This is a genomic window from Rhodococcus sp. KBW08 (assembly GCF_003852455.1).
In the GTDB taxonomy this organism is placed as follows: Bacteria; Actinomycetota; Actinomycetes; order Mycobacteriales; family Mycobacteriaceae; genus Rhodococcus_F; species Rhodococcus_F baikonurensis.
On the sequence record NZ_QAJJ01000002.1, the window covers coordinates 72,922 to 96,975 of the forward strand.

Genomic DNA, 24,054 nt, shown 5'->3' on the forward strand with positions numbered 1-24,054 from the left:
CTGATTTGAATGTATCCGGTCGGTCACCACGTACGTGTCGCACCGGTGAGCAACTTCGACCCGCGCTCGCGCCAGTGCGGTTCCTTGTCCAACGTGTGACCGGTGATCCGGCGCAGACTGTGGATCACGGACCCGTACATTCCCACCGCATTGGTGGAGAGTTTGCCGCCAGGTGGTTCATCCATGAACGGCATGAATTTGTCCGGGAATCCCGGCATCGTGCAACCGATACAGATCCCGCCGACATTAGGACATCCGCCGACTCCGTTGATCCAACCGCGTTTGGGGACATTGCATTTCACGACCGGTCCCCAACACCCCAGCTTGACGATGCACTTCGGTGACCCGTACTCCGTCGCGAACTCGCCCTGCTCGTAGTACCCGCCACGGTCACAGCCCTCGTGAACGGTGGCACCGAAAAGCCACTGCGGGCGCAGGGATTCGTCCAAGGGAATCATCGGCGCCTGATCAGTGGCCATGTACAGAAGGTAAGTCAGGGTCTCGGAGAGGTTGTCCGGCTGGATGGGACACCCGGGAACGCACACGATCGGGATGCCCGCCTTCGATTTCCAGGTCCACCCGAGATAGTCCGGCACTCCCATAGCACCGGTCGGATTGCCGGCCATCGCATGTATGCCGCCGTAGGTTGCGCACGTGCCGACCGCGACTACCGCAGTGGCTTTCGGTGCCAGCTTGTCGAGCCACTCGCTCGTGGTGACCGGTTGGCCGGTTTCGCGATTGTTCCCGAAGCCACACCAGTACCCTTCGTCGTGGAGTTTCTCGTTCGGTATAGATCCTTCGACGACGAGAACGAAGGGTTCCAATTCTCCCCGGTCAGCTTTCCAGAACCATTCCAGGAAATCGTCGGCTCCACCCTGCGGTCCGCATTCGAAGTCGATGAGCGGCCAATGGACCGCTACCTGAGGCAGGCCAGGCAACGCACCGAGTGCGATCTCCTCGATACTGGGTTGCGTAGCGGCAGTCAGTGCCACCGAATCACCGTCGCAACTGAGACCGGCATTGATCCACAGCACGTGAATCAGCGTTTCTTCCGCTTTGGCTGCTGCGCTTTGGGGGGTTACAGCGGAGGCAGGTTCCGCCGTGGTGCCAGCAGTCGATTTTTGTGTGTCCATGTCAGCCGCTTTCACGGGTGCACTTGCGCCTGATTCTCGGCGCCGCCACCGGCCTGACACGCTAGGGCCTCAAAACTCTGTGGCCTCGCTGTGGTCTCGAAACACCGCGGCACCGAAACGCTGACGCCACCGGAGTCGAACCTCGGCCCACTTGCGTGGCACCCACTCATTTCATTAACTACCCGAGCAGATCAGTTGTCAACGGCCACCGGAGAAATCGCCGAACGACTACCGATCCACTCGTACCACTCGTCCATGCCCTCACCTGTCGTGGCGGACAGAACAAATACGCGCACAGCAGGATTGAGCATTCTTGCTTGCGCGATGCAGGCATCGACGTCGAACTCGACGTACGGGAGCAAGTCGATCTTGTTGATCACCACGAGATCCGCGACGGCAAAGATGTGCGGGTACTTTTTCGGCTTGTCGCCCCCCTCCGGCGTCGAAATTAGGACAACCTTGCCTTCCTCGCCCAGGTCGAAGAGCGCGGGGCACACCAGGTTTCCGACGTTTTCGATCAGAAGCAGCGAGCCGTCTGGCGGATCCAAAGCCCGTAGTGCGTGATCGATCATCTCGGCATCGAGATGACATCCGGCCCCGGTGTTCACCTGGACCACCGACGCACCGGTCTCGTGAATCCGCTCGGCGTCGAGCCGGGTTTCCTGGTCACCTTCGATCACTGCGATAGGTCGTTCCCGTGTCAGTTCCCGGATCGTTCGTGCCAGCAACGTCGTCTTACCCGCGCCGGGCGAACTCATGATGTTGAGTGCTGTGATTCCGCGGACCCGCATCCACTCACGATTGTGCAGTGCGATGCCGTCGTTCTTGGCAAGCACCTGCTGCTCGAGAAGCACAGTGTGCTCCGAGTGACCGTGCTGATGGTCATGCCCGTGCCCGTGCCCGTGACCGTGACCGTGTTCCTGCTCGTGACCGTCTACCTGCTCGTCCTGTCCCTCTTCGACCACCGACACCCGCGGTCCCGCGGTGTCCCCGCACCCACACGTCGCGCACATGCTCAGCTCACTTCCATCGACAGGATCCGCAACTCGCGGCCGGCAAGCACCTCGACATCAGCACTGCCGCACCCACACAACAAGAACATGTCGGGCGGCGAGAACGTCACGCCACAGCTTTTGCATCGCGCGCTCGTTGCAATCTGATCGATGTGCAAGCTGGCACCTTCGGCGTGAGTACCCGCAGTGACGACGTCGAAGCAGAACAACAGAGAGTGTGGAACCACCGCGCAGAGTTGTCCGACTTCCAGCCGCACGCTCGATACTCGTCGCTCGCCGGCACGCTCACACACGGCTTCGACCACACTCTGCGCAATAGACAGCTCGTGCACGGTGAACCCACGATTCGTGATCCGGAAACCTTCCTTCCACGATAAGCACCACCAGTCGCCGTACGGAACCCGTACACCAAAACAGGCTGCGATCCGCATCTGATTGCGGATCGCAGCCTGTGACAGCGTTATTCGTGTGACGAACGGAAACCTCTCGGCTAGCCGGCTGCAGCTTGTGTCGTCGTTGTTGTTGATGTTGCCGTTGTCGTGGTAGCGGCGGGCGGTGCACTCGACTCGACTGAAGTCGACGGCGTCACGGTTGAAGTCACACTCGGCGTCGCGGCCGGAGCAACGGCTGACGTCGTAGGAGCCGCGGGTGCCGGTGCTACAGATTCCGACCCTGCGGGTGCGGGTTGCACCGCTGCGACCGTGGTTGTGGTGGGCTTGGCCGAGTCCGTAACCGAAGGCGAAGCAGCCAAGGCATCGATTGCATCCGCCATCTCTTCTGCGGTCGGCTTCGCCGACGAATCGACCGGCTTGCCGTCCTGCGCCTGCTTGGCGAGATAGGTCAGCCACGCCGCAGCGTATTCCGCTGATGTCAGGGGCTTGCCGTTTGCGGCATCCGAATCACGCCAGTAGTCGAAGTGGTGACCGACGTCCGGGCCCAGGGTCAGGCCGTACGGATCGTTCATGACGACGGGGATGGTGTTCTGGTTCGTGGCGATGAGGCCGACGATTTCCTTGAACAGCTTCTGCGGCAGGTACGCCAACGGTGATACTTCTTCAGTGGAAACCGAGTCCTTTGCGACTGGCTCGGTGGTGGGCTCGCTCGGCTTGTATGCCGGGTCGGACACCTTCAGCAAGACATCGAGGAAGGTTTCGTCGCTCTGCATCCAGGCGGGATTGCCCGAGATGTCGTTGAACGCATCGAACATCACACGTCCCATCACGACCGCGATATCCATGCCGGTGGCGGGCGTCAGATTCTGAGCTTGCAACTGGTCGACGTTGAGCTGCCGACCGACGTTTGCCGCCAGGATCAGGAGTGAAATGTTCGCGGGGGCTGCGCAAGTGAGGTCGCCGTCAGAGCAGAACGAGGCAATCTTGCCTTTCAGTGCCCCGAAATCTCCGCTGGTGCCTGGAAGTGCCCCGGATCCGGAAGCGGTGTTCTTTCCGTTCTGATATTTCTCGTTGAAACCATTCGGGTTCGAGTACGGGTTCTCGGCACCGGGGAACGGCCCCTCGCCCGCGAGTCGACCAGCGTCGGCGAAGATGACCACACCGACGACGTTGTCCGGATTGATGCCGGAAGTACTCGCCTCCGAGCCGATGTCCATCGCGACGCGGCGCACGACGTCAGCGCCCTCGCTGTAGCCGACAATCGAGAACTTCGTGTTCGGGCAGGCCGCGCTGATTGCCTTCATCACAGCGCGGGTATTGTCCGCGCCCGTCGTCACGGCCTCTTCGTAACTGTCCATGTTTGCGGGGTACGCGATGTAGACCGAGGCGTACGAGCCGTCCTTGACCGAACCGGCAGGCGCCTTGAGTACCGGGTCCACCCAGTGGCTGCTGTAGTCGTCTGTGAGCGCCGCCGGGAGGAGCGTCTTCCCATCGGCACCAACGAGCATCTTCGTCGTGCCCTCGACCGGAGTGTCACCGCGACCGGCGACACCGATCCCGACCGTGTCGTGACACTCGGTGACAGACGCGGTCAACTCGGTCTCGATCGTCTGTGATTGCGGAGAATCCACAGCGACCGCGACCGCCACCAACGCGGCCACGCCGAGCGCTGCGGGCGCTACAGCACCCGCCAGTATTCGATGTCGCGAAAAGAACCCACGAACCGGCATATCTTCTCCCCAATCAACTTTTGGAAAACGTACGACCGACCCCCGGGGCGTCACGCAACGTCATTCGAGTAGTCGTCCAGTACGAGAGGAGCGTTACAAGGGGTAACGATTTTCCGCGGCGACTCGGGAGGCTATCGGGGCCGCAAACTTCTCATTTCCGCTGCATAACAGCAACGTGCGCCTACTCCGCGTCGAAGATAATGACCTGTCGGATTTCTTTTCCGTCGGCGAGTTCGTCCATGCCGGAATTAATGTCGGCCAGTTCGATTCGCGAGGAGATGAGCTTCTCGACGGGAAGCTTCCCGTCCCGCCACAATTGCGCGTAGATCGGGATGTCGCGGGCCGAGACCGCGGATCCGAGGTAGCTGCCGATGATGGTCCGCGCTTCGGCAACCAACCCGAGAGGCGAGATCGACGAACGCGCATCAGGTGCAGGCAACCCCACTGTGACGGTCGTGCCGCCCGGTGCCGTCGCCGCCACCGCAGTCTCGAAGGCCCGAGCATTTCCGGCGGCCTCGACGACGATGTCCGCACGGACGCCACTCTCGGACAGTCCGGACGGTGTGAAGACCTCGGTCGCGCCCAGTTCCAGGGCCTGGGCCAACTTCGACTCCAGTGCGTCGACGCCGATGACGGTCTCGACCCCGAGTGCGCGCGCCGTCAGGATTGCAGCCATCCCGACTCCGCCCAAGCCGACCACCATCACCGTGTCGGCAGGGCGAGGCTTGGCCGCGTTCAGCAGCGCTCCCCCTCCCGTCAACACCGCGCAACCGAGTACGGCTGCGATCTCGGCCGGGATGTCGTCGTCGACGGCAACAACCGACTTGGCGTTGACCACCGCATGCGTCGCGAAACCTGAAACACCGAGGTGATGTTTGACGTTCTCGCCGGAGCGTCGCAATCGTTGCGCGCCACCGAGCAAACTGCCCTCGTTGTTGGCGGCACTACCCACCGTGCACGGCATCCGGCCGTCGGCGGCGCATCCCGCGCACTCACCACACCGCGGAAGGAACGTCATCACGACGCGGGTACCGACCGACAGTGAATCGACTCCTTCGCCGAGTTCGAGGATCCGACCAGCTGCCTCGTGCCCCAACAACATCGGTACGGGTCGTACACGATTCCCGTCGACGACGGACAGGTCGGAGTGACAAAGCCCCGCAGCTTCGATCTTGACGAGGATCTCACCCGGACCCGGGGATTCGAGATCGAGTTCCGAAATCGAAATCGGAGCCGACTCCGCAAAGGGACGCTCCCGGCCGATCTCTTCGAGCACTGCACCACGGATCTTCAACTGCACACCCCGATTTCGATAGTTCGAACTACTTACCCACGATCCCGCGTACCGACGCGGGGAGGTCACGAACCCGCTTGTACGGGCCGACGACGGCGGCCGCAAACGGCCTCGTCAAGAGCACCTGCGCCACCTCGAGCACCTCTTCGGAGGTGACTGCGTCGATGGTCGCGAGCGTCTGCGCGACACTGCGATGGTTGCCGTAGTTCAGTTCACTGCGACCGATACGGTTCATACGTGAGCCCGAATCTTCCAGTGCCAGAACCAATCCGCCGCGCAGCGATCCCTTGGCGCGGGCGATCTCGGCATCGGTGATTCCGTCCGTCGCAACGTTTGCGAGTACCTCGCGGATCACTGTGGCAACCTCACCGAGGTTCTCCGGCTGGCAACCGGCGTATACGGAGAACGCTCCGGTGTCCGCGAAGGTGTCGACGCCGGAATAGACGGAGTACGCAAGCCCACGCTTCTCCCGAATCTCTTGGAAGAGACGAGAACTCAGCCCGCCGCCCACTGCGGCGTTGAGAACCGACAGCGCCCAGCGATGACCCTCGTGCCGGCCGAAGGCGCGTACTCCCAGCGCAAGATGGACCTGCTCGCTGTCACGGTGGGTCAAGCTCAGTTCAGGCATCGTGCGCAATCGCAACGTGCCCTCGCGCCGCGGCGCCGGCTTGACTCCACGCTCGAGGTGCCCGGCAAATGCGCGGCGAGCGAGCGTCACAACCTGCTTGTGGTCGACGTTGCCCGCTACGGCCAGCACCATCCGCTGCGGCGTGTAACGCCGAACATGGAAGGAATGCAACTGATTGCGCGACATCGACTCGATCGATTCGACGCTGCCGATGATCGGACGACCGACGGGATGATCACCGAACAACGCGGTCAGAAACGCGTCGCCGAGCAGATCCTCCGGATCGTCGTCGCGCATCGCGATCTCTTCGAGCACTACTTGGCGCTCGACATCGACGTCCGCAGTTCTGCAACGCCCGCGCAGTACGACGTCGGCAACGAGGTCCACCGCCATGGGAAGGTCGTCGTCGATCACGTGCGCGTAGAAACAGGTGTGTTCCTTCGACGTGAATGCATTGAGTTCGCCGCCCACACCATCCATGACCTGCGCGATGTCCAACGCAGTCCGTGACGGCGTCGACTTGAACAGCAGGTGCTCGAGAAAGTGCGCGGCCCCGGCCACACTCGGCTGCTCGTCTCGGGAGCCGACCCCGACCCACACACCGACGGAGGCAGAACGCACACCGGGAATGAACTCGGTGACGACGCGCAGGCCGCCGGGAAGGACCGTGCGCTGCACTCCGGATTCGGGAGTCGCATCGATCGGCGATTTCAGCACAGCGCTGCGGCTGCGCGTGGTGTTGGGAGTGGTCTTTGCCATGAAAAGGTTCAGCAGTCCTCGGTGCAAGTGTTGTAACAGGTACGTACAGGCTCGTGTCTACGTGTCTACAGACAGTACAGATGCGGCCCCGCACGGAAATCCGCGCGGGGCCGCATCAGAGTACGAAGTGAGATCTACTCGGAAGCAGCCTCGTCGGCGGCCGGAGCGGCAGCCTCGTCGTTGCCCTCTTCGACCGGGATCAGCGAGATCTTGCCACGTGCATCGATGTCGGCGATCTCGACGCGGATCTTGGATCCGACGTTGACCACGTCTTCGACCTTGGCAATGCGCTTACCGCTGCCCAGCTTCGAGATGTGCACCAGTCCGTCGCGTCCCGGCAGGAGCGAAACGAAGGCACCGAAGGCGGTGGTCTTGACGACCGTGCCCAGGAACCGCTCGCCGACCTTGGGGAGCTGCGGGTTGGCAATGGCGTTGATCATGTCGATCGCGGCCTGTGCAGACGGTCCATCGGTGGCGCCGACGAACACGGTGCCGTCGTCTTCGATGGAGATGTTGGCACCGGTCTGCTCGGTGATGGAGTTGATCATCTTGCCCTTGGGGCCGATGACCTCACCGATCTTGTCGACGGGGACCTTGATGGCCGTCACGCGGGGAGCGAACGGGCTCATCTCGTCCGGGGTGTCGATGGCTTCCGCCATGACCTCGAGGATCGTGGTCCGTGCATCCTTCGCCTGCGAGAGTGCACCGGCGAGAACCTGCGACGGGATGCCGTCGAGCTTCGTGTCCAGCTGCAGGGCCGTGACGAAGTCCTTGGTGCCTGCGACCTTGAAGTCCATGTCACCGAAGGCGTCTTCGGCGCCGAGGATGTCGGTCAGAGCGACGTAGCGGGTTTCACCGTCGACCTGGTCGGAGACCAGGCCCATGGCGATACCGGCAACCGGAGCACGCAGCGGCACACCGGCGTTGAGCAGTGCGAGCGTGGAAGCACACACCGAGCCCATCGAGGTGGAACCGTTGGAGCTCAGAGCCTCGGAGACCTGGCGAATCGCGTACGGGAACTCTTCGACGCTGGGCAGAACCGGCATGAGAGCGCGCTCGGCAAGTGCACCGTGACCGATTTCGCGACGCTTCGGCGAACCGACGCGACCCGTCTCACCGGTGGAGTACGGCGGGAAGTTGTAATGATGCATGTAGCGCTTGGTGGTCTCGGGGCCGAGCGAGTCGACCTGCTGAGCCATCTTGACCATGTCGAGAGTGGTGACACCCAGGATCTGGGTCTCGCCGCGCTCGAACAGCGCGGAGCCGTGTGCGCGCGGGATGATCGCGACCTCGGCGGACAGCGAACGGATGTCCGTGACGCCGCGACCGTCGATGCGGAACTGATCGCGCAGGATGCGCTGGCGAACCAGCTTCTTGGTGAGCGAGCGGAACGCAGCTCCCAGTTCCTTCTCGCGGCCCTCGAAGTTCGGTGCAACCTGCTCGAGAACCTCGACCTTGACCTCGTCGGTCTTGTCGTCGCGTTCCTGCTTGCCGGCGATTGTCAGTGCGGCATTGAGCTTTTCGGACGCAGCAGCCTCGACGGCAGCAAAAACGTCGTCCTGGTACGCCGGGAAGACCGGGTAGTCACCCGTAGGCTTTGCAGCCTTGGATGCCAGCGCTGCCTGTGCGGCACACAGGCGTGCGATGAACGGCTTGGCGGCCTCGAGGCCCTCGGCGACGATGGCCTCGGTCGGTGCCTGAGCGCCGTCGGCGATCTTCGCGATGACGTTGTCGGTGGCCTCGGCCTCGACCATCATGATCGCGACGTCGGCGTTGTCGCCGCTACCGGAGACGACGCGGCCGGCGACGACCATGTCGAAGACGGCGTTCTCGAGCTGATCGACCGTCGGGAATGCAACCCACTGGCCGGTCTTGTTCTCGTCCGAGACGATGAGTGCAACGCGCACGCCACCGACGGGTCCGGAGAACGGCAGGCCCGCGATCTGCGTCGACGCGGAAGCGGCGTTGATAGCCACGACGTCGTACAGATCCTGCGGGTTGAGGCTCATGACCGTGACGACGACCTGGATCTCGTTACGGAGACCGTCGACGAACGACGGGCGCAGCGGCCGGTCGATGAGGCGGCAGGTCAGGATCGCGTCGGTGGAGGGGCGTCCCTCACGACGGAAGAACGAGCCGGGGATGCGGCCCGCCGCGTACATACGCTCTTCGACGTCCACCGTCAGGGGGAAGAAGTCGAAGTGCTCCTTGGGGTGCTTGCTGGCGCTCGTGGCGGACAGCAGCATGGTCTCGTCGTCCAGGTAAGCGACGACGGCGCCGGCGGCCTGCTGAGCAAGGCGTCCGGTCTCGAAACGGATGGTGCGGGTACCGAAGGACCCGTTGTCGATCACGGCGGTGGATTCGAACACGCCTTCGTCGACCTCTACTACGGAATTCTCTGTCATTCTTTTCTCTTCACTTCCCTCTCGTCTTCGCCGTACCCGCGCGGGCGTTTCCACCCTCCTGGTGGAAACTGCGCACCGAGGGACGTCCCCCTCTTGAATTGCAGACGCTCCTTGCGATGCGAGCGATTTCTGCTTCGGGACGTCACGACGTTCGGGCGGCCGTCGATCGAAGTCCGCCGGAGCTTTCGGGCACTCGCCCGGTCCGGAGAACCACTACCGACAACCGACACCACGTTCTCTGGTGCATACGGTGTGCTGACTGCGCACTGCACAAAGACAACTGTGCATAGCGCCGACAGCGGAAACTGCCTTGCGGCAGCTAACGCCGAAAGCCAGCGAAGCCCAGTATATGCGTGGCTTCGCCGGCTATCGGAGTGTTCGGCAAACCGAAGCCTGCCGTGTTGCTTTCGATCAGCGTCGTGAGAAAAATCTAGCGACGCAGGCCGAGACGCTCGATGAGCGTGCGGTAGCGAGCGACGTCAGTCTTTGCCACGTACTTCAGCAGACGACGACGACGACCGACCATCAAGAGCAGTCCACGTCGTGAGTGGTGGTCATGCTTGTGGGTCTTGAGGTGCTCGGTGAGATCGGTGATGCGCTTGGTGAGCATTGCCACCTGAGCTTCAGGCGATCCCGTGTCGGTCTCGTGCAAGCCGTACTCGCCGAGAACGGCCTTCTTTTCTTCCGTGGTCAATGCCACTTGATTCACTCCTGTGATGACGTTTGCGTGAAAGGAACTAGATCGGGCGCGGCCACCGCAAACCGCAGCACGCGCCGAGAGAAGATCCTACCAGCAGCAATGAGGCACTTTCGCCCGCCTGCAGCGAATGTGGCCGCCGCCACTAGAGCAGGACGAACTCAGCCAACACTGCGCTCTGCGCTCAACCAACGCTGGGTTACACGCTCAACCAACGCTGCGCTCTGCGCTCAACCAACGCTGCGCTCTGCATCCTCGCTCAGGATTTCGCGTGCGCGGTCGACATCCCGGTTCATCGCCGCGATGAGCGACTCGATCGAGTCGAACTTTTCCATCCCGCGAATCCTCGAAACGAGGTCTACCGCGACGTGTTGGCCGTACAGGTCGGCTTCGGTGTCGAGAACGTAAGCCTCGACGGTCCGGGTCCGTCCGGAGAAGGTCGGATTGGTACCGACAGACACGGCGGCTTGGTATCGACGTCCGGGAACGACAGTTCCGAGTTCCTCGCCGGCACCGAGCACCGTGAACCACGCTGCGTACACACCGTCCGCCGGAATGGCCGAAAACATCGGCGGCGCAACGTTGGCCGTCGGGAATCCCAACTCACGTCCGCGCTTGTCACCGTGCACGACTACACCTTCGACACGATGTGGACGGCCGAGAGCTTCGGTAGCCGCTTCCATGTCACCTGCGTCGACGCACGAGCGGATGTAGGTCGACGAGAACGTCACCGCATGCTCGGCGAGCAGCTGGACGCCGTCGACGGCGAAGCCGAAGCGAGCGCCCATCTCACGGAGAAGATCGACGTTGCCGAGAGCCTTCTTTCCGAAGGTGAAGTTGTCCCCCACCACCACCTCGGCGACATGCAGACGTTCGACGAGAATTTCGTGGACGTAGCGCTCCGGCGTCAGCTTCATGAAATCAGCGGTGAACGGCATCACGCAGAACACGTCGATGCCCAGATCCTGAGCCAGTTCTGCACGCCGTTGGAGCGTCGTCAACTGGGCCGGATGACTACCCGGCCGCACAACCTCCATGGGATGCGGGTCGAACGTCATCAACACGCTCGGAACACCGCGTTTGCGGGCAGCGGTTACCGCTCTCGCTATCAATTGGGCATGCCCACGATGCACACCGTCGAACACACCGATAGTGAGCACACAACGACCCCAATCGGCCGGAACTTCGTCGAGACCACGCCATCTCAGCACGATTGGCAGCCTACGGGTCCACTGGCGGCGGGTCACGTCGGGACCCGCCCATCGAATCACCGCTGTGCTGCCGCTCACGTACGGAAGTTCCGGATTTCGTAGCCTAAGCTAAGCGTTGTGGCAGCTCACAAGACCGGAACCTCGGAAGCATCATCGACGCCGGATGGCGACAGCACTTCGGCGCACGACGCGGCAATCGACACGCTCGCACTCTCGTCGGTGGCTCAGGACTACCTCAAGGTCATCTGGACGATCCAGGAGTGGTCTCACGAGCGGGTATCCACCAAGCTCCTGTCCGAGAAGATGAACGTCTCGGCCTCGACGGTGTCGGAGGCGATCCGCAAACTCTCGGACCAGGGTCTGGTCGATCACGCCCGCTACGGCTCCATCGCGCTGACGGACAGTGGCCGCGCCGCGGCTGTGTCCATGGTCCGGCGCCACCGGTTGATCGAGACCTATCTGGTTCAGGAACTCGGGTACGGCTGGGACGAGGTCCACGACGAAGCCGAAGTCCTCGAACATGCCGTTTCGGATTTGATGATCTCCCGGATGGACGCCAAACTCGGCTTCCCCGAACGAGACCCGCACGGGGACCCCATTCCCGCCACGGATGGTTCGGTACCGACTCCCCCGGCCCGCCAGCTCAGCGACTTCGCCAACGGCGAACGGGGCCGCGTTGCCCGGATCTCCGATTCCGATCCCGAAATGCTCCGGTACTTCGATTCCGTCGGTGTCAGTCTCGATGTCGAGATCACTGTCGAGGAGCGCCGCGATTTCGCCGGGACCGTGTCCGTTCGACTCGGCGACAGCCCCAACACCATCGACCTGGGAAGCCCAGTCGCTCAAGCAATTTGGCTCGTGTAGCCACAGTAGTTCAGAGCGGCAGCCGGTACCGTCGTTCCACGGGCCGGACGCCGTCTGCCCGCGTCCAGTCGGCAAGTCTCTCGTCGACGTACACCCAGCCTCGACGCTCGTACAGCGCGATCGCCGGAAGAGCGTCGGTGACGACGTCGAGCACCAGCCCCAACCGACGGTCGACGGCAAAATCCGTCACGGCGTCGAGTAGCGCACCGCTGAGGCCGCTTCCGCGTGAACCGGGATGAACGAACAGTCGCGACACGGCTATCGTGCCCGCAGTCGTGGGCGCACTTCCGAGCGAGCTGTCGAGGGCGACATGGCCGACAACACGGCCGTGACTCTCACCGACCCACGCCTTCACCTGAGTTGGCGAACTGAGCCAACGTCGTGGGATCTGCGGCCATGTGTCCGGATACCCGTCGCGCTCGTGAACCTGCGCCAGCGCATCGATGCAACCGCCGAGGTCGCTTTCGACACGCTCGCGGACGATCATCCGCGTAGCGTCGCCGGCCGCACGACCATCACCGAACTGGCGCGTCGCCCCTTCTCCTGCAAGAGCGCGATCGTGTGACCCGTGGGATCGATGGCCGCACAGATCCCCTTCATCCCGATCGGTTCGAGCCAACGACCCTGACTGATCGCCTCGGCTTCCTCCGCCGTGATTTGTCGATGTGGAAAGGCCGTCTGCGCGGCCTGATCGATGTCGAGGCTCACACCCGGCTGCTCTGCGAGATCTTCGAGCGTGCGCGCGTGTTCGAGAGTGAACGGCCCGACGCGAGTGCGGCGCAATGCCGTCAAATGACCACCGACGCCCAACTCACGACCGAGATCGCGCGCCAGCGAACGGATGTACGTTCCGGACGAGCATTCCACCTCGACATCCAGATCGACGAAGCCTCCCGGGACATCTCGCCGAGCCAGAACGTCGAAAGTCGACACCGTCACCGGGCGCGGCGCCAACTCGACGGTTTCTCCCGCGCGCACCAGAGCATGCGCGCGCTGACCGTCGACTTTGATGGCGCTCACGCTTGCCGGGATCTGCTTGATGTCTCCGGTCAACGTCGCCACGATCGCGGCGATCTCCTCGTCCGTCACCCCCGAGGCATCTGCAGATGTCAGGACCTCGCCCTCGGCGTCGTCCGTATCCGTCGCTGCGCCGAGTCGAATGGTCGCCGAGTACGCCTTGGTGGTCAGTGCCAGGAGACCGAGTAACTTGGTCGCACGCTCGACGCCGAGAACGAGAACACCGGTCGCCATGGGATCGAGCGTTCCGGCGTGTCCCACCTTGCGGGTGTTCAACAACTTGCGGCATCGCGCGACCACGTCGTGGCTGGTGATACCCGCCTCTTTGTCGACGATCAGGATTCCGGCGCCGACAAGACCGGAGGAAGGCTTTTCACGAGCTGACACGTGTGTCGATTCTGCCAGTCGCGCTCACTGCACCGAAATTGCCGTCAGGATGAGCCCGTCCGACACCAACCACCTGCCGTCGAAAGAGGTCAGCGGCGGACCGTACGTCGCCTCACCGGGGACGAGCAGACGCGAAGTGAAGGTCCCCGAAGTTTCCGACTCCGCCTCGAAGGTGATGTGGGCGTCCTCGAACCCCAACCAGCGGCCGGTGAGCGGGAACCACGCCTTGTAGGTGGCTTCCTTCGCGCAGAAGAGCACTCGATCCCAGTGCACCGGACCGCCGGTTGCCTGAGCGCCCAGCCACGTTCGTTCCGCTTCGATGCTGACCGCGGGCAATACCCCGTCCGGCAGTGGACCGTGCGGTTCGGCGTCGATCCCGAGTGAGCGGACCTGCATGGAGTACGCCAGCACAGCGCCGCGGTAGCCGTCGCAATGCGCGAGGCTCCCGACCACTCCCTGCGGCCACAGCGGGGCGCCACGCTCGCCGCGCATGACTGCGGCAGACGGAACACCGAGCTTGCCCATCGCCTGACGCGCGAGATGCCGAGTAGTCACGAATTCGCGACGACGCTTCTCGACGGCACGGCCGATCAACGCCTCCTCGCTGGGGTGCGGAACCAGACCGGGCGGATCGACGAAGGCCTCGGCCGTCGCAACTCCACCGGGAAGAATCTGTTCGATCACGTAGCGATACCTCTCAGCGTCCGGCGCGCATGCGCTCGACTTCGGCTTCCTGCTCCGGCGTGACCTTGAAGTGACCACCCCACTTGTTGAGCGTTCCCGGCGGGTACTCCGGAACGGGAAGAATCTGACGTAACAGCTTCTCCGGCAGTCCGCGCCGACGCCATTCACGCGGGTATCCGAGTGAAACTTCCTCGAAGCGGACGCCGTCGTAGTAGGTGGTTCGAGGAATGTGCAGGTGCCCGTACACCGAGCACACCGCGTTGTACTTGACGTGCCAGTCGGCGGTCGCGGTGGTTCCGCACCACAATGCGAACTCCGGATACATGAGCACGTCAGTCGGCTGCCGGACCATCGGGAAATGGTTCACGAGAACGGTTTTCGTGCCTTCGGGAAGTGCGTCCAGCCGTGCCTGGGTGTACTCGATCCTCGCGCGGCACCACGCGTCGCGCGTCGCATACGGCTGAGGTGAAAGTAGGAACTCGTCGGTGGCGACGACGTTCTTGTCCCGCGCGATCTCGAGCCCGTGTTCCTTGTCCCGCGCACCTTCCGGCAGGAAGGAGTAGTCGTAGAGAAGGAACATCGGGACGACCGTGACCGGACCCTCGTCTCCCTCCCACACCGGAAACGGGTCCTCGGGTGTGATGACGTCGAGTTCGCGGCACATGTTAACCAGGTACTCGTACCGCGGCGCTCCGTGAATCTGAACCGGGTCCTTGGCGGTCGTCCACAGTTCATGGTTCCCCGGAATCCAGATGACTTTTGCGAATCTGCTTCGCAGGAGCTTCAAAGCCCACCGGATGTCGTCCGTCTTCTCCGAGACGTCACCGGCGAGGATGAGCCAGTCGTCAGGCGAATCCGGAAACAGCTCTTCCGTCATCGGCTTGTTGCCGTTGTGACCGACGTGAATGTCGCTCACCGCCATCAACTTTGCTGCCACAATCCCTCTGCTTCCTCAGTTGAACTTCCGCGCCTCGCCGTCGCCGGACCTGTCACGGCCCACTTGCCGGAAAACGCTCGCCACGACACCGCGACCATCCGAAGTACTACGAACACGGTAAGCCCTGCCCAAATTCCGGCCAGCCCCCAGTCGTAGGCGAGGGAGAGCCAGATCGCGGGCAGAAACCCGAGAACTGCGCAGAGCATGGTCGCGTTGCGTAGGAACACCACGTCGCCGGCACCGAGCAGAACACCGTCGAGGGCGAACACAATTCCCGCGACCGGCATGATCGCGACGAAGAACCACCACGCGATCGACATTTGACCGAGCACCTCGGCGTCGGACGTGAAGAGACCGGGGATCACGGAGTGACCGGCAGCGAAGAAGATCGCGAGCACCACGGCGAAAACCGTCGACCACGCGGTGATCCGCCAGGTCATCCTCTTCGCCGCGACTGCGTACCCACCGCCGAGTGCTGCTCCGATGAGCGTCTGAGCTGCGATCGCCAAGGAATCGAGAAGGAGCGAAACCAGGTTCCACAGTTGGAGGACAACTTGATGTGCACCGACGACAGCTGCACCGAACCTCGACGCCACCGCGGCCGCCGAGACGAAACAAGCTTGGAACGCGAGGCTGCGCAGAATCAGGTCACGGCCCATCAGCATCTGCGCCCGCATGATCGCAAAATGTGGTCGAGCCGAGACCGGTTCACGAAAGAGCGCCCAGGCGAACAGAACACCCGAAACACTCTGGCCCACCAGATTCGCGACAGCCGATCCTTCGAGTTCCATTCGGGGAGCACCGAGCAATCCGTGCACCAGAATCGGGCACAACACCGCAGAAATACCCAGGCCGACAAGGACGAACCGCAGCGGTCGCACCGTGTTCTGAACGCCGCGCATCCAGCCGTTTCCGGCCAGGGCTACCAGGATGAGCGGAACACCCAATACCGCTATCCGAAGCCAACTTTCCGCAGCCGCGGCGATGTCGGGAGTACCGGCCACCGCCGACGTCAACGGGCCCGCGATCACCTGCACGATCACTACCAAGGCCAAGCCGATCGCGGCTGCCAGCCAGGTCGCCTGAACGCCCTCGCCCACCGCGTCGCGCTCGCGGCCCGCTCCGTGCAGCCGCGCGGCGCGCGCCGTCGTGCCGTACGACAAGAAGGTCAGCTGCGTACTCACCAACGACAGGATCAGACCACCGACCGCCAACCCGGCCAGCGGAAGCGCCCCGAGTCGGCCGACCACGGCGATGTCGAACAACAGATAGAGGGGTTCAGCCGCCAGCACCCCGAGTGCCGGAAACGCCAGGGAAAAGATTCGTCGTCCAGTGACGTCGAACTCAGCTGCCGAAGATCTCGCCGAGGTGGCGTCAGATTCGCTCAATGCCGCGGATTCAGCCGAGTGCCGCGACGAGCGCGGCAACAATCTCGTCGCTGGACGTGGTCGACGTGTATCCGGCCGACAGCCGATGCCCGCCGCCACCGAGACTTTCAGCGACCGCCGACACGTCGATCGCCGACTTTGCACGCAACGAGATCGACCAGCTTCCGGAAACCGACTCTTTGAGTACAGCGGCAACTTCGGCTTCCGAAGTGGTTCGCACGATATCGACGACGCTCTCGATCTCCTCGGAGCGAAGATCGCCGATGTCACTGCGTCGAATCACTGCGTACACCAGCCCACGGCCGGCGGCGGCGTCCGGAATCAACACTGCGGACCCGAGTACCGAACCCAGCATCGGCAACCACCCGAACGGATGGGTGTCGAGCAGCTTTCGCGCAATCGCGTCGCCGTCGATGCCCGTCGCCAGCAAACGCGCCGCGAGCACATGTGGAAGCGGACCTCCCCACCGGAAGGAGCCGGTGTCGGTGACCAGTCCGGCATAGAGACAGTGCGCGATATCGCGATCGATCGCGACTCCCCACGCATCGAAGAATCGTGCGATGAGTGCCGTCGTCGAAGCCGCGGTTTCGTCGACCACGTTGATCGTTCCGAACTCCGAATTGGAGCGATGGTGATCGAGAACGATCGTGCGACGTGCGCCGGTGAGTCGACTCGCCAACTCACCGAGCCGCCCCTCGCTGCCGACGTCCACGGTCACCAGCACGTCGACGTTTTCCCGAACGTCGATGGGAGCCACGAGCAGGTGCACACCGGGGAAATCACGCATCGACTCGGGCAGCGCCGACGGCCGGCTGAACGCGACCTGAACCGAAACTCCCCGACGCTCGAGGACGAGGCCGAGTGCAAGTCCACTACCGATCGTGTCCGCATCCGGCTGCACGTGGCAGAGAATCGTCACCGAGTGTGCTGCTTCGAGCACCTCGGCCACCTGAGCGAATTTCGCCGCGCAGGGGTCGACGTCCGAAAGTGCGGTGATCGTCATTCTCGGTGCGCGTCAGTCGGCTTCACGAACATCTGGAGACGCCGCGTCTTCGTCCGCAGCCACTCGCGGTTCCTTGTACGGATCTGCATCTCCGGCGGGCTGTGCGTTCTCACGAGCCTTGGCGACCTCGTCGTCGGCGGCCTTGGCCCGGGCCAACAGCTCTTCCATATGACGCGCGGTGTCGGGAACGGTATCGGCGACGAAGGTCAGAGTCGGAGTGAACCGGACTCCGGTTCCGGCGCCGACCTTCGAGCGCAGAACACCCTTGGCCTTCTCCAGACCCGCAGCGGCAGCTTCCACGTCGGGCGCGGAATCGACCTTCTCACCCATAACGGTGTAGTACACCGTCGCGTCGTGCAGATCATTGGTGACCTTGGTGTCCGTGATGGTGACGAATGCGAGCCGCGGATCCTTGATCTCGTGATCGATCGCCGTCGCGACGATGGTTCCGATACGCTTTGCCAGCTTGCGTGCCCGGGCTGGATCTACCATGACTGTCAGTCTCCTCTACCTGGCCACTCGAATCGAGGTGACTCGATCGATCAAAGTTCTGGTTAACAAGAATTATTACCGACAACAGTCTCGTCCATCGGCTACCCGGCAACCAAATCACCATCCGCAGAGGTCTTCGACGACAAGCCACCGCCGGCAGGGCCGTTGTCGATCGCCACAGTCTCCGCGTGCGCCGACCGTGAGCACAGATACCGTCACAGCTGGTCCCGTAGACGCCTAATCCCTTGCCAACCAACTCGATTCGGTACGCCGTCTCGGGGAGCGACTCACCGACACCGACCAGTGACACTCAGTCTTCCGGGCCGAAGATTCGCCTTCGCACAGCCAGCAACTGAATCTCCGGACGCTCGGCCACCGCCCGCTCACAATGATCGAGAACATCGTGCAGGTGATCGACGGACGAACTGACCACACCGACGCCCACGAGCGCTCGACGCAGGCGTCCCTGCTCCCCCGCCTCCGCTGCACTCACACCGAATCGACGAAGTTCCGTCAGGATCGGCGACAACATCGAACGCTTTTCCTTGAGTGAGTGGACATCACCGAAAAGGATGTCGAACTCCAGTGCCCCTACAAACATTTTCCCCCTAGACAGAGCCGAATGGACCCTTCCGGACTTGTATGTTCAAGTCCGGAAGAGTCCATGTCAGCTAGTACTCACGTGCGTCCGCCCCAACGCCCGTGTCGACATAATCAGTCGCGCGGCTTCTCGCGAAGCTCGTAGCACTCGAGAACGTCACCGATCTTGATATCGGAGTAGGTGACGGTCAAACCACATTCGTAGCCCTCGCGAACCTCGGTGGCGTCTTCCTTCTCCCGCTTGAGCGAGGAGATGGTGACCGTCTCGGCGATGACCTTGCTGTCGCGGATGAGACGTGCCTTGGCGTTGCGACGGATGCTGCCCGAGGTGACCAAGCAACCGGCAATGTTGCCGATCTTGGACGAACGGAACATGGCGCGAATCTCTGCCTTGCCCAGCTCGACCTCTTCGTACACCGGCTTGAGCAGGCCCTTGAGTGCCTTCTCGACCTCGTCGATGGCCTGGTAGATCACCGAGTAGTAGCGAATGTCGACGCCCTCGCGGTTCGCCAGCTCCGTTGCCTTGCCTTCGGCGCGGACGTTGAAGCCGATGATGATCGCGTTGGACGCAGCAGCCAGGTTGACGTTGGTTTCCGTGATGCCACCGACACCGCGGTCGATGACGCGCAACTGCACCTCGTCGTCGATCGGAATGCCGAGGAGAGCCTCTTCGAGAGCCTCCACGGTTCCCGAGTTGTCACCCTTGAGAATCAAGTTCAGCTGCGAATGTTCCTTCAGAGCTGCATCGAGATCGTCGAGGCTGATGCGCTTACGACTCTTCGCTGCAAGCGCGTTGCGCTTACGTGCGTTGCGACGGTCCGCGATCTGGCGAGCGATACGGTCCTCGTCGACCACGAGCAGGTTGTCGCCTGCACCGGGGACCGACGTGAAGCCGATGACCTGGACCGGACGTGAAGGCAGTGCCTCGTGGACGTCCTGACCGTGCTCGTCCACCATGCGGCGGACGCGGCCGTAAGCATCACCGGCAACGATCGAGTCGCCGACCCGCAGCGTTCCGCGCTGAATGAGCACGGTAGCGACGGGGCCGCGGCCACGGTCGAGGTGCGCCTCGATGGCAACACCCTGAGCGTCCATGTCCGGGTTGGCGCGCAGATCCAGGGAAGCATCGGCCGTCAACAGCACTGCTTCGAGCAGTGCGTCGATGTTGAGACCCTGCTTCGCCGAGATGTCGACGAACATGGTGTCTCCGCCGTATTCCTCGGCCACCAGTCCGTACTCGGTGAGCTGCTGCCGGATCTTGTCCGGGTTCGCGCCTTCCTTGTCGATCTTGTTCACCGCGACCACGATCGGCACGTCGGCCGCCTGGGCGTGGTTGATCGCTTCCACCGTCTGCGGCATGACGCCGTCGTCGGCTGCGACGACAAGGATCGCGAGGTCGGTGGCCTTGGCACCACGAGCACGCATGGCCGTGAAGGCCTCGTGACCCGGGGTGTCGATGAACGTCACGAGACGCTCGTTGCCCTCGAGCTCGGTCAGCACCTGGTAGGCACCGATGTGCTGCGTGATGCCGCCGGCTTCGCCCTCACGGACATTCGCCTTACGGATCACGTCGAGCAGACGGGTCTTACCGTGGTCGACGTGGCCCATGACGGTGACCACAGGCGGACGGGACTCGAGGTCCTCTTCTCCGCCGGCGTCCTCGCCGTAGGTGAGGTCGAAGCTGTCGAGCAGCTCGCGATCCTCGTCCTCCGGGCTGACGACCTGCACGACGTAGTTCATTTCGCCGCCGAGCAGCTCCAGCGTCTCGTCGTTGACCGACTGAGTTGCCGTGACCATCTCACCGAGGTTGAACAACGCCTGCACGAGTGCTGCGGGGTTCGCATCGATCTTGTCCGCGAAGTCCGACAGCGATGCGCCGCGAGCGAGACGGATGGTCTCGCCGTTGCCGCGTGGCAGCCTGACGCCGCCGACTGCGGGAGCCTGCATGCTTTCGTACTCGGCGCGCTTCGCCCGCTTCGACTTACGTCCACGGCGAACTGCTCCACCGGGACGACCGAATGCACCTGCCGCTGCGCCGCGCTGACCGGGACGGCCACCGCCGCCGGGACGACCGCGGAATCCACCGGCCGGAGCTGCTCCACCGGGAGCACCTGCACCAGCACCGGCGCCGGGAGCGCCGCCGCCGCGGTATCCACCGCCGCCGCCACCCGGACGACCACCGGGAGCGCCACCGGGACGACCCGGACGTCCGCCGCCACCTGGCGCGGGACGAGCGGAACGAGCAGGCATTGCACCCGGGTTCGGGCGAGGAGGCATGGAGCCGGGGCTCGGGCGAGGTCCGCCCTGACCTGCAGGCGGACGAGGTCCACCCTGGCCGGGAGCCGGACGGGGACCGCCCTGACCCGGAGCCGGACGAGGTCCACCCTGGCCGGGAGCCGGACGGGGACCGCCCTGACCCGGAGCCGGACGAGAACCGCCCTGGCCTGCACCCGGACGCGGTGCGCCGGGAGCGGGACGAGGTGCCGGACGCTCGGCGGGAGCCGAGGAGTACGGGTTGTTACCGACGCGAGGTGCCTTCGGTCCCGGACGCGGTCCGCCGGGCTTTGCGCCGGTGGACGGTGCTGCCGGAGCCGCGGGGGCTGCCGGAGCCGACGCTGCGGGAGCAGCCGGAGCCGGACGTGCCGGCTGTGCTGGTTTCGGAGCGTTGAACGTCGGGGTGGGGACCGGCGCCGACGGTGCTGCCGGAGCAGCAGCTGCGGGAGCCGCGGGGGTTGCCGGTGCCGGTGCTGCGGGAGCCGCCGGTGCGGGTGCGGCCGGCTTGGGGCCGGGACGCGGGGCACCGGGCTTTGCAGCTGACGGCGACGGTGCGCCTGGCTTTGCCGCGGGCCGAGCCGCCGGAGCGGCTGCGCCGGTCTCGGACTTGGTTTCTGCTCCGCCTGCCGACGGGAATGACTCCCGCAGACGACGGGCGACGGGCGCCTCCACTGTGGATGACGCAGACTTCACGAACTCGCCTTGCTCCTTGAGCGTTGCGAGTAGTTCCTTGCTGGTGACACCGAGTTCTTTAGCCAACTCGTGCACGCGGGCCTTGCCTGCCACTGCTCTCCTCACTGATGAGGTCGAGCAGGAGGCATCCCACAGATGTGGGTCCCGCACGACCTCGGGTTATCGCCGATGGACGTTCATCGTTGGTGCTTCACGGTGTGCTCATGAGTGCTTGTGCCTGTTCTTCTCGAGAGGTACTGCTTTTGTGTGAACTGCGTCGACCAGCTGGTCGACAGCGGACGTGTCCAGATTTCCGGACACTCGCAGTGCTCTGCTGAATGCTCGGCGCCGCTCTGCCAGGCTCAGACAACTCGGATCCAGGTGCAGCCATGCACCTCGACCGGGGAGTCTTCGCGATACGTCGGGGATCAGCGGGGAACCCTCCGGCCCCTGCTCACCAACCACGACCCTCAACAGATCGACAGCCGACCCTTGTTCCCTGCACCCCACGCACGTTCTGACCGGCGAACCGGGTTTCACGCGCGCAGAATCCGAGGACTCACGTCGAACCATTGTCCACTCTACCGCCGAACCGTCTCGATCACTGCATTCCACCGTTATCCGTTGGACGTGGCGGGCCGGTCGGACGCGTCACCAACGGGTGCCGCATCGCTACGAATGTCGATACGCCAACCCGTCAACCGCGCAGCCAGACGGGCATTTTGACCCTCTTTTCCGATGGCCAACGAAAGCTGGAAATCGGGCACGATGACACGGGCTGCACGAGCTTCGGGATCGACGACAGTGACGGAGACCACTTTCGACGGGGAAAGTGCGTTGCCCACAAACGTCGCGGGATCTTCGTCGAAGTCGATGATGTCGATCTTCTCCCCCGCGAGTTCACTCATGACGTTGCGGACGCGCTGACCCATCGGGCCGATGCATGCACCCTTTGCGTTGAGCCCCTGCACGCGTGAGGCAACGGCGATCTTGGAACGATGTCCCGCTTCGCGCGCGACGTTGATGATCTCGACACTGCCGTCCGCGATCTCCGGAACCTCGAGTGCGAACAATTTGCGAACCAGGTTCGGGTGAGTCCGCGAGAGGGTGATCTGCGGGCCACGGGCGCCGCGAGCAACTCCGACGACGTAGCACTTGATGCGCTCACCGTGCTCGTAATTCTCGCCGGGAACCTGTTCTGCAGGCGGCAACAATCCTTCTGCGCCATTGGATTCGCTGCCGATGCGCACAACGACCATTCCGCGAGAGTTCGCACGCGCGTCACGCTGAATGACACCGCCGACGATCTCGCCCTCATGGGTCGAGAACTCACCGAAACTGCGCTCGTGCTCGGCGTCTCGCAAACGCTGCAGAATGACCTGGCGTGCGGTGGTAGCCGCAATGCGTCCGAATCCTTCGGGAGTGTCGTCCCACTCCTCACCGATCATGTTGCCGTCGGCATCGGTGTCGTGCGCCATCACTCGCACCGAACCGGTCTTGATGTTGACATCGATCCGAGCGTTCTGCTTGTGCCCCTCGGTGTGGCGGTACGCCGTCAGCAGCGCGGTCTGGATCGTGGCGATCACAGTTTCGATCGAAACGCCCTTTTCGGCTTCGATCGCTCGCAACGCTGCAATGTCGATATTCACTTGTCGAACCCTTCTTCGTTTTCTACGTCTTCTAATTCTGCTTCGTCGTCTTCGACACTGTCCACGCCCGAGTCATCGGTGAGGTCAACCGCATCCGAGGGAACTGCGCGCCCCTCCGGGATGCCGCCCGCGAGTTCCAATTCCGCCTCACTGGGCTTCGAGAACTCCACCTGAACTATGGCCTTCTGAACGTCGTCCAGAGCAATCTCGCGCACGGTCAGCCCGCCGCGGCCACCGATGACAACCGCCACGGAATCGTCGTTCAACGTTCCGATACGGCCCACCACGGTCTCGCCGGCCAGATCGATACGCGCTTTACGTCCGCGAGCCCGACGCCAGTGACGCTCGAGCGTCAGTGGGCGATCGATTCCCGGAGAGGTCACCTCGAGGGTGTACGGCGTTTCACCGATTTCCTCGAGGCTGTCGAAAAGTTCCGAAACGAGTCTGCTGATCTCTGCGGCGGCATCGAGTTCGATCCCGGCATCGCTGTCGACCATGATGCGCACCGCGCTGTGCTTGCCCGCACTGGTCACGACAACGTCCTCGACGTCGTAACCCTGGGCGTGCACGAGTTCGGAGATCAGCTCGATCACCCTCTCCCTGGATGGCACCGGCATCTCGCGAACTCCTCATTTCAGTTGTCGTCGATTGTCCGACTTGTGTCGACTGTCGACGTGGGCGGCTGCGAGCATGAAAAGACACCAGGTGCCACATGCTGCAAGCATCCAAGAGTACCGCTCATTGCGCGTCTCCGTGACCAGAGTGCCCGACGCACGTCACACTTGAACACGACGCGCGGATTCGAACGATCGGCCGACCACCTGG

Annotated in this window: 22 protein-coding genes; 1 reads left to right on the plus strand and 21 read right to left on the minus strand. The window is 63.3% G+C overall.

Annotated elements, in window-relative coordinates; translation table 11 throughout:
• Positions 1-23: 23 nt before the first annotated feature.
• The 9 genes from DBV08_RS00650 to DBV08_RS00690 all read right to left on the minus strand — a co-directional run bounded on the left by DBV08_RS00650 (position 24) and on the right by DBV08_RS00690 (position 11,262).
• Positions 24-1,133: a hydrogenase expression protein HypE gene (locus DBV08_RS00650; RefSeq protein ID WP_235172061.1), complete on the minus strand. Its 1,110-nt coding sequence runs from the start codon at positions 1,131-1,133 to the stop codon at positions 24-26.
• Positions 1,134-1,324: 191 nt separating this feature from the next.
• Positions 1,325-2,146, minus strand: a complete 822-nt coding sequence (hypB, locus tag DBV08_RS00655; protein WP_124566239.1) for a hydrogenase nickel incorporation protein HypB — start codon at positions 2,144-2,146, stop codon at positions 1,325-1,327.
• Positions 2,147-2,148: 2 nt separating this feature from the next.
• Entirely contained in the window at positions 2,149-2,478 is a 330-nt protein-coding gene (gene hypA, locus DBV08_RS00660) for a hydrogenase maturation nickel metallochaperone HypA (RefSeq protein ID WP_095970748.1), read from the minus strand.
• A 158-nt stretch (positions 2,479-2,636) separates the two neighbouring features.
• Complete coding sequence (locus DBV08_RS00665) at positions 2,637-4,268, minus strand: cutinase family protein (RefSeq protein WP_124566240.1); 1,632 nt, start codon at positions 4,266-4,268, stop codon at positions 2,637-2,639.
• A 181-nt stretch (positions 4,269-4,449) separates the two neighbouring features.
• Complete coding sequence (locus tag DBV08_RS00670) at positions 4,450-5,562, minus strand: alcohol dehydrogenase catalytic domain-containing protein (protein ID WP_185564386.1); 1,113 nt, start codon at positions 5,560-5,562, stop codon at positions 4,450-4,452.
• 28 nt (positions 5,563-5,590) lie between these two features.
• On the minus strand, positions 5,591-6,949 hold the full coding sequence (locus DBV08_RS00675) for a pitrilysin family protein (RefSeq protein ID WP_003942169.1): 1,359 nt from the start codon (positions 6,947-6,949) through the stop codon (positions 5,591-5,593).
• 134 nt (positions 6,950-7,083) lie between these two features.
• Positions 7,084-9,354 carry a polyribonucleotide nucleotidyltransferase gene (locus DBV08_RS00680; RefSeq protein ID WP_003942275.1) on the minus strand — a complete coding sequence of 757 codons (2,271 nt, stop codon included), beginning with the start codon at positions 9,352-9,354 and terminating at the stop codon, positions 7,084-7,086.
• Between the two features lie 430 nt (positions 9,355-9,784).
• Positions 9,785-10,054, minus strand: a complete 270-nt coding sequence (rpsO, locus tag DBV08_RS00685) for a 30S ribosomal protein S15 (protein WP_007735061.1) — start codon at positions 10,052-10,054, stop codon at positions 9,785-9,787.
• A gap of 227 nt (positions 10,055-10,281) precedes the next feature.
• Complete coding sequence (locus DBV08_RS00690) at positions 10,282-11,262, minus strand: bifunctional riboflavin kinase/FAD synthetase (protein ID WP_095970749.1); 981 nt, start codon at positions 11,260-11,262, stop codon at positions 10,282-10,284.
• Positions 11,263-11,379: 117 nt separating this feature from the next.
• Here DBV08_RS00690 and DBV08_RS00695 point away from each other — a divergent pair, with 117 nt between their 5' ends.
• Positions 11,380-12,126 carry a metal-dependent transcriptional regulator gene (locus tag DBV08_RS00695; protein WP_095970650.1) on the plus strand — a complete coding sequence of 249 codons (747 nt, stop codon included), beginning with the start codon at positions 11,380-11,382 and terminating at the stop codon, positions 12,124-12,126.
• A 10-nt stretch (positions 12,127-12,136) separates the two neighbouring features.
• Here DBV08_RS00695 and DBV08_RS00700 read toward each other — a convergent pair whose 3' ends face one another.
• The 12 genes from DBV08_RS00700 to rimP all read right to left on the minus strand — a co-directional run bounded on the left by DBV08_RS00700 (position 12,137) and on the right by rimP (position 23,846).
• Positions 12,137-12,613 (minus strand): GNAT family N-acetyltransferase, encoded by a 477-nt coding sequence (locus DBV08_RS00700; protein WP_124566242.1) that lies wholly within the window; start codon positions 12,611-12,613, stop codon positions 12,137-12,139.
• Positions 12,610-13,530 (minus strand): tRNA pseudouridine(55) synthase TruB, encoded by a 921-nt coding sequence (truB, locus tag DBV08_RS00705; protein ID WP_095970652.1) that lies wholly within the window; start codon positions 13,528-13,530, stop codon positions 12,610-12,612. The genes DBV08_RS00700 and truB overlap by 4 nt, the downstream gene beginning before the upstream one ends.
• A 24-nt stretch (positions 13,531-13,554) precedes the next feature.
• Positions 13,555-14,214, minus strand: coding sequence for a 4'-phosphopantetheinyl transferase (locus DBV08_RS00710; protein WP_124566243.1), 660 nt, complete (start codon positions 14,212-14,214; stop codon positions 13,555-13,557).
• A 13-nt stretch (positions 14,215-14,227) separates the two neighbouring features.
• Positions 14,228-15,151, minus strand: a complete 924-nt coding sequence (locus tag DBV08_RS00715; protein ID WP_003942180.1) for a metallophosphoesterase — start codon at positions 15,149-15,151, stop codon at positions 14,228-14,230.
• Complete coding sequence (locus DBV08_RS00720; protein ID WP_260395217.1) at positions 15,136-16,539, minus strand: MATE family efflux transporter; 1,404 nt, start codon at positions 16,537-16,539, stop codon at positions 15,136-15,138. The genes DBV08_RS00715 and DBV08_RS00720 overlap by 16 nt, the downstream gene beginning before the upstream one ends.
• Before the next feature lie 10 nt (positions 16,540-16,549).
• A complete protein-coding gene (locus tag DBV08_RS00725; RefSeq protein ID WP_095970656.1) occupies positions 16,550-17,542 on the minus strand; it encodes a bifunctional oligoribonuclease/PAP phosphatase NrnA in 993 nt (330 codons plus the stop codon).
• 12 nt (positions 17,543-17,554) lie between these two features.
• Entirely contained in the window at positions 17,555-18,034 is a 480-nt protein-coding gene (rbfA, locus tag DBV08_RS00730; RefSeq protein WP_095970657.1) for a 30S ribosome-binding factor RbfA, read from the minus strand.
• 310 nt (positions 18,035-18,344) lie between these two features.
• The gene (locus DBV08_RS00735; RefSeq protein WP_003942205.1) at positions 18,345-18,635 is read right to left on the minus strand and encodes a DUF503 domain-containing protein; all 291 of its coding nucleotides are present in this window, start codon (positions 18,633-18,635) and stop codon (positions 18,345-18,347) included.
• 113 nt (positions 18,636-18,748) lie between these two features.
• Positions 18,749-21,694: a translation initiation factor IF-2 gene (gene infB / locus DBV08_RS00740; protein ID WP_124566245.1), complete on the minus strand. Its 2,946-nt coding sequence runs from the start codon at positions 21,692-21,694 to the stop codon at positions 18,749-18,751.
• A gap of 108 nt (positions 21,695-21,802) precedes the next feature.
• Positions 21,803-22,153: a YlxR family protein gene (locus DBV08_RS00745; RefSeq protein WP_095970750.1), complete on the minus strand. Its 351-nt coding sequence runs from the start codon at positions 22,151-22,153 to the stop codon at positions 21,803-21,805.
• A 44-nt stretch (positions 22,154-22,197) separates the two neighbouring features.
• Entirely contained in the window at positions 22,198-23,229 is a 1,032-nt protein-coding gene (gene nusA / locus DBV08_RS00750; RefSeq protein WP_124566246.1) for a transcription termination factor NusA, read from the minus strand.
• Positions 23,226-23,846, minus strand: a complete 621-nt coding sequence (gene rimP, locus DBV08_RS00755) for a ribosome maturation factor RimP (protein WP_124566247.1) — start codon at positions 23,844-23,846, stop codon at positions 23,226-23,228. The genes nusA and rimP overlap by 4 nt, the downstream gene beginning before the upstream one ends.
• Positions 23,847-24,054: the final 208 nt, after the last annotated feature.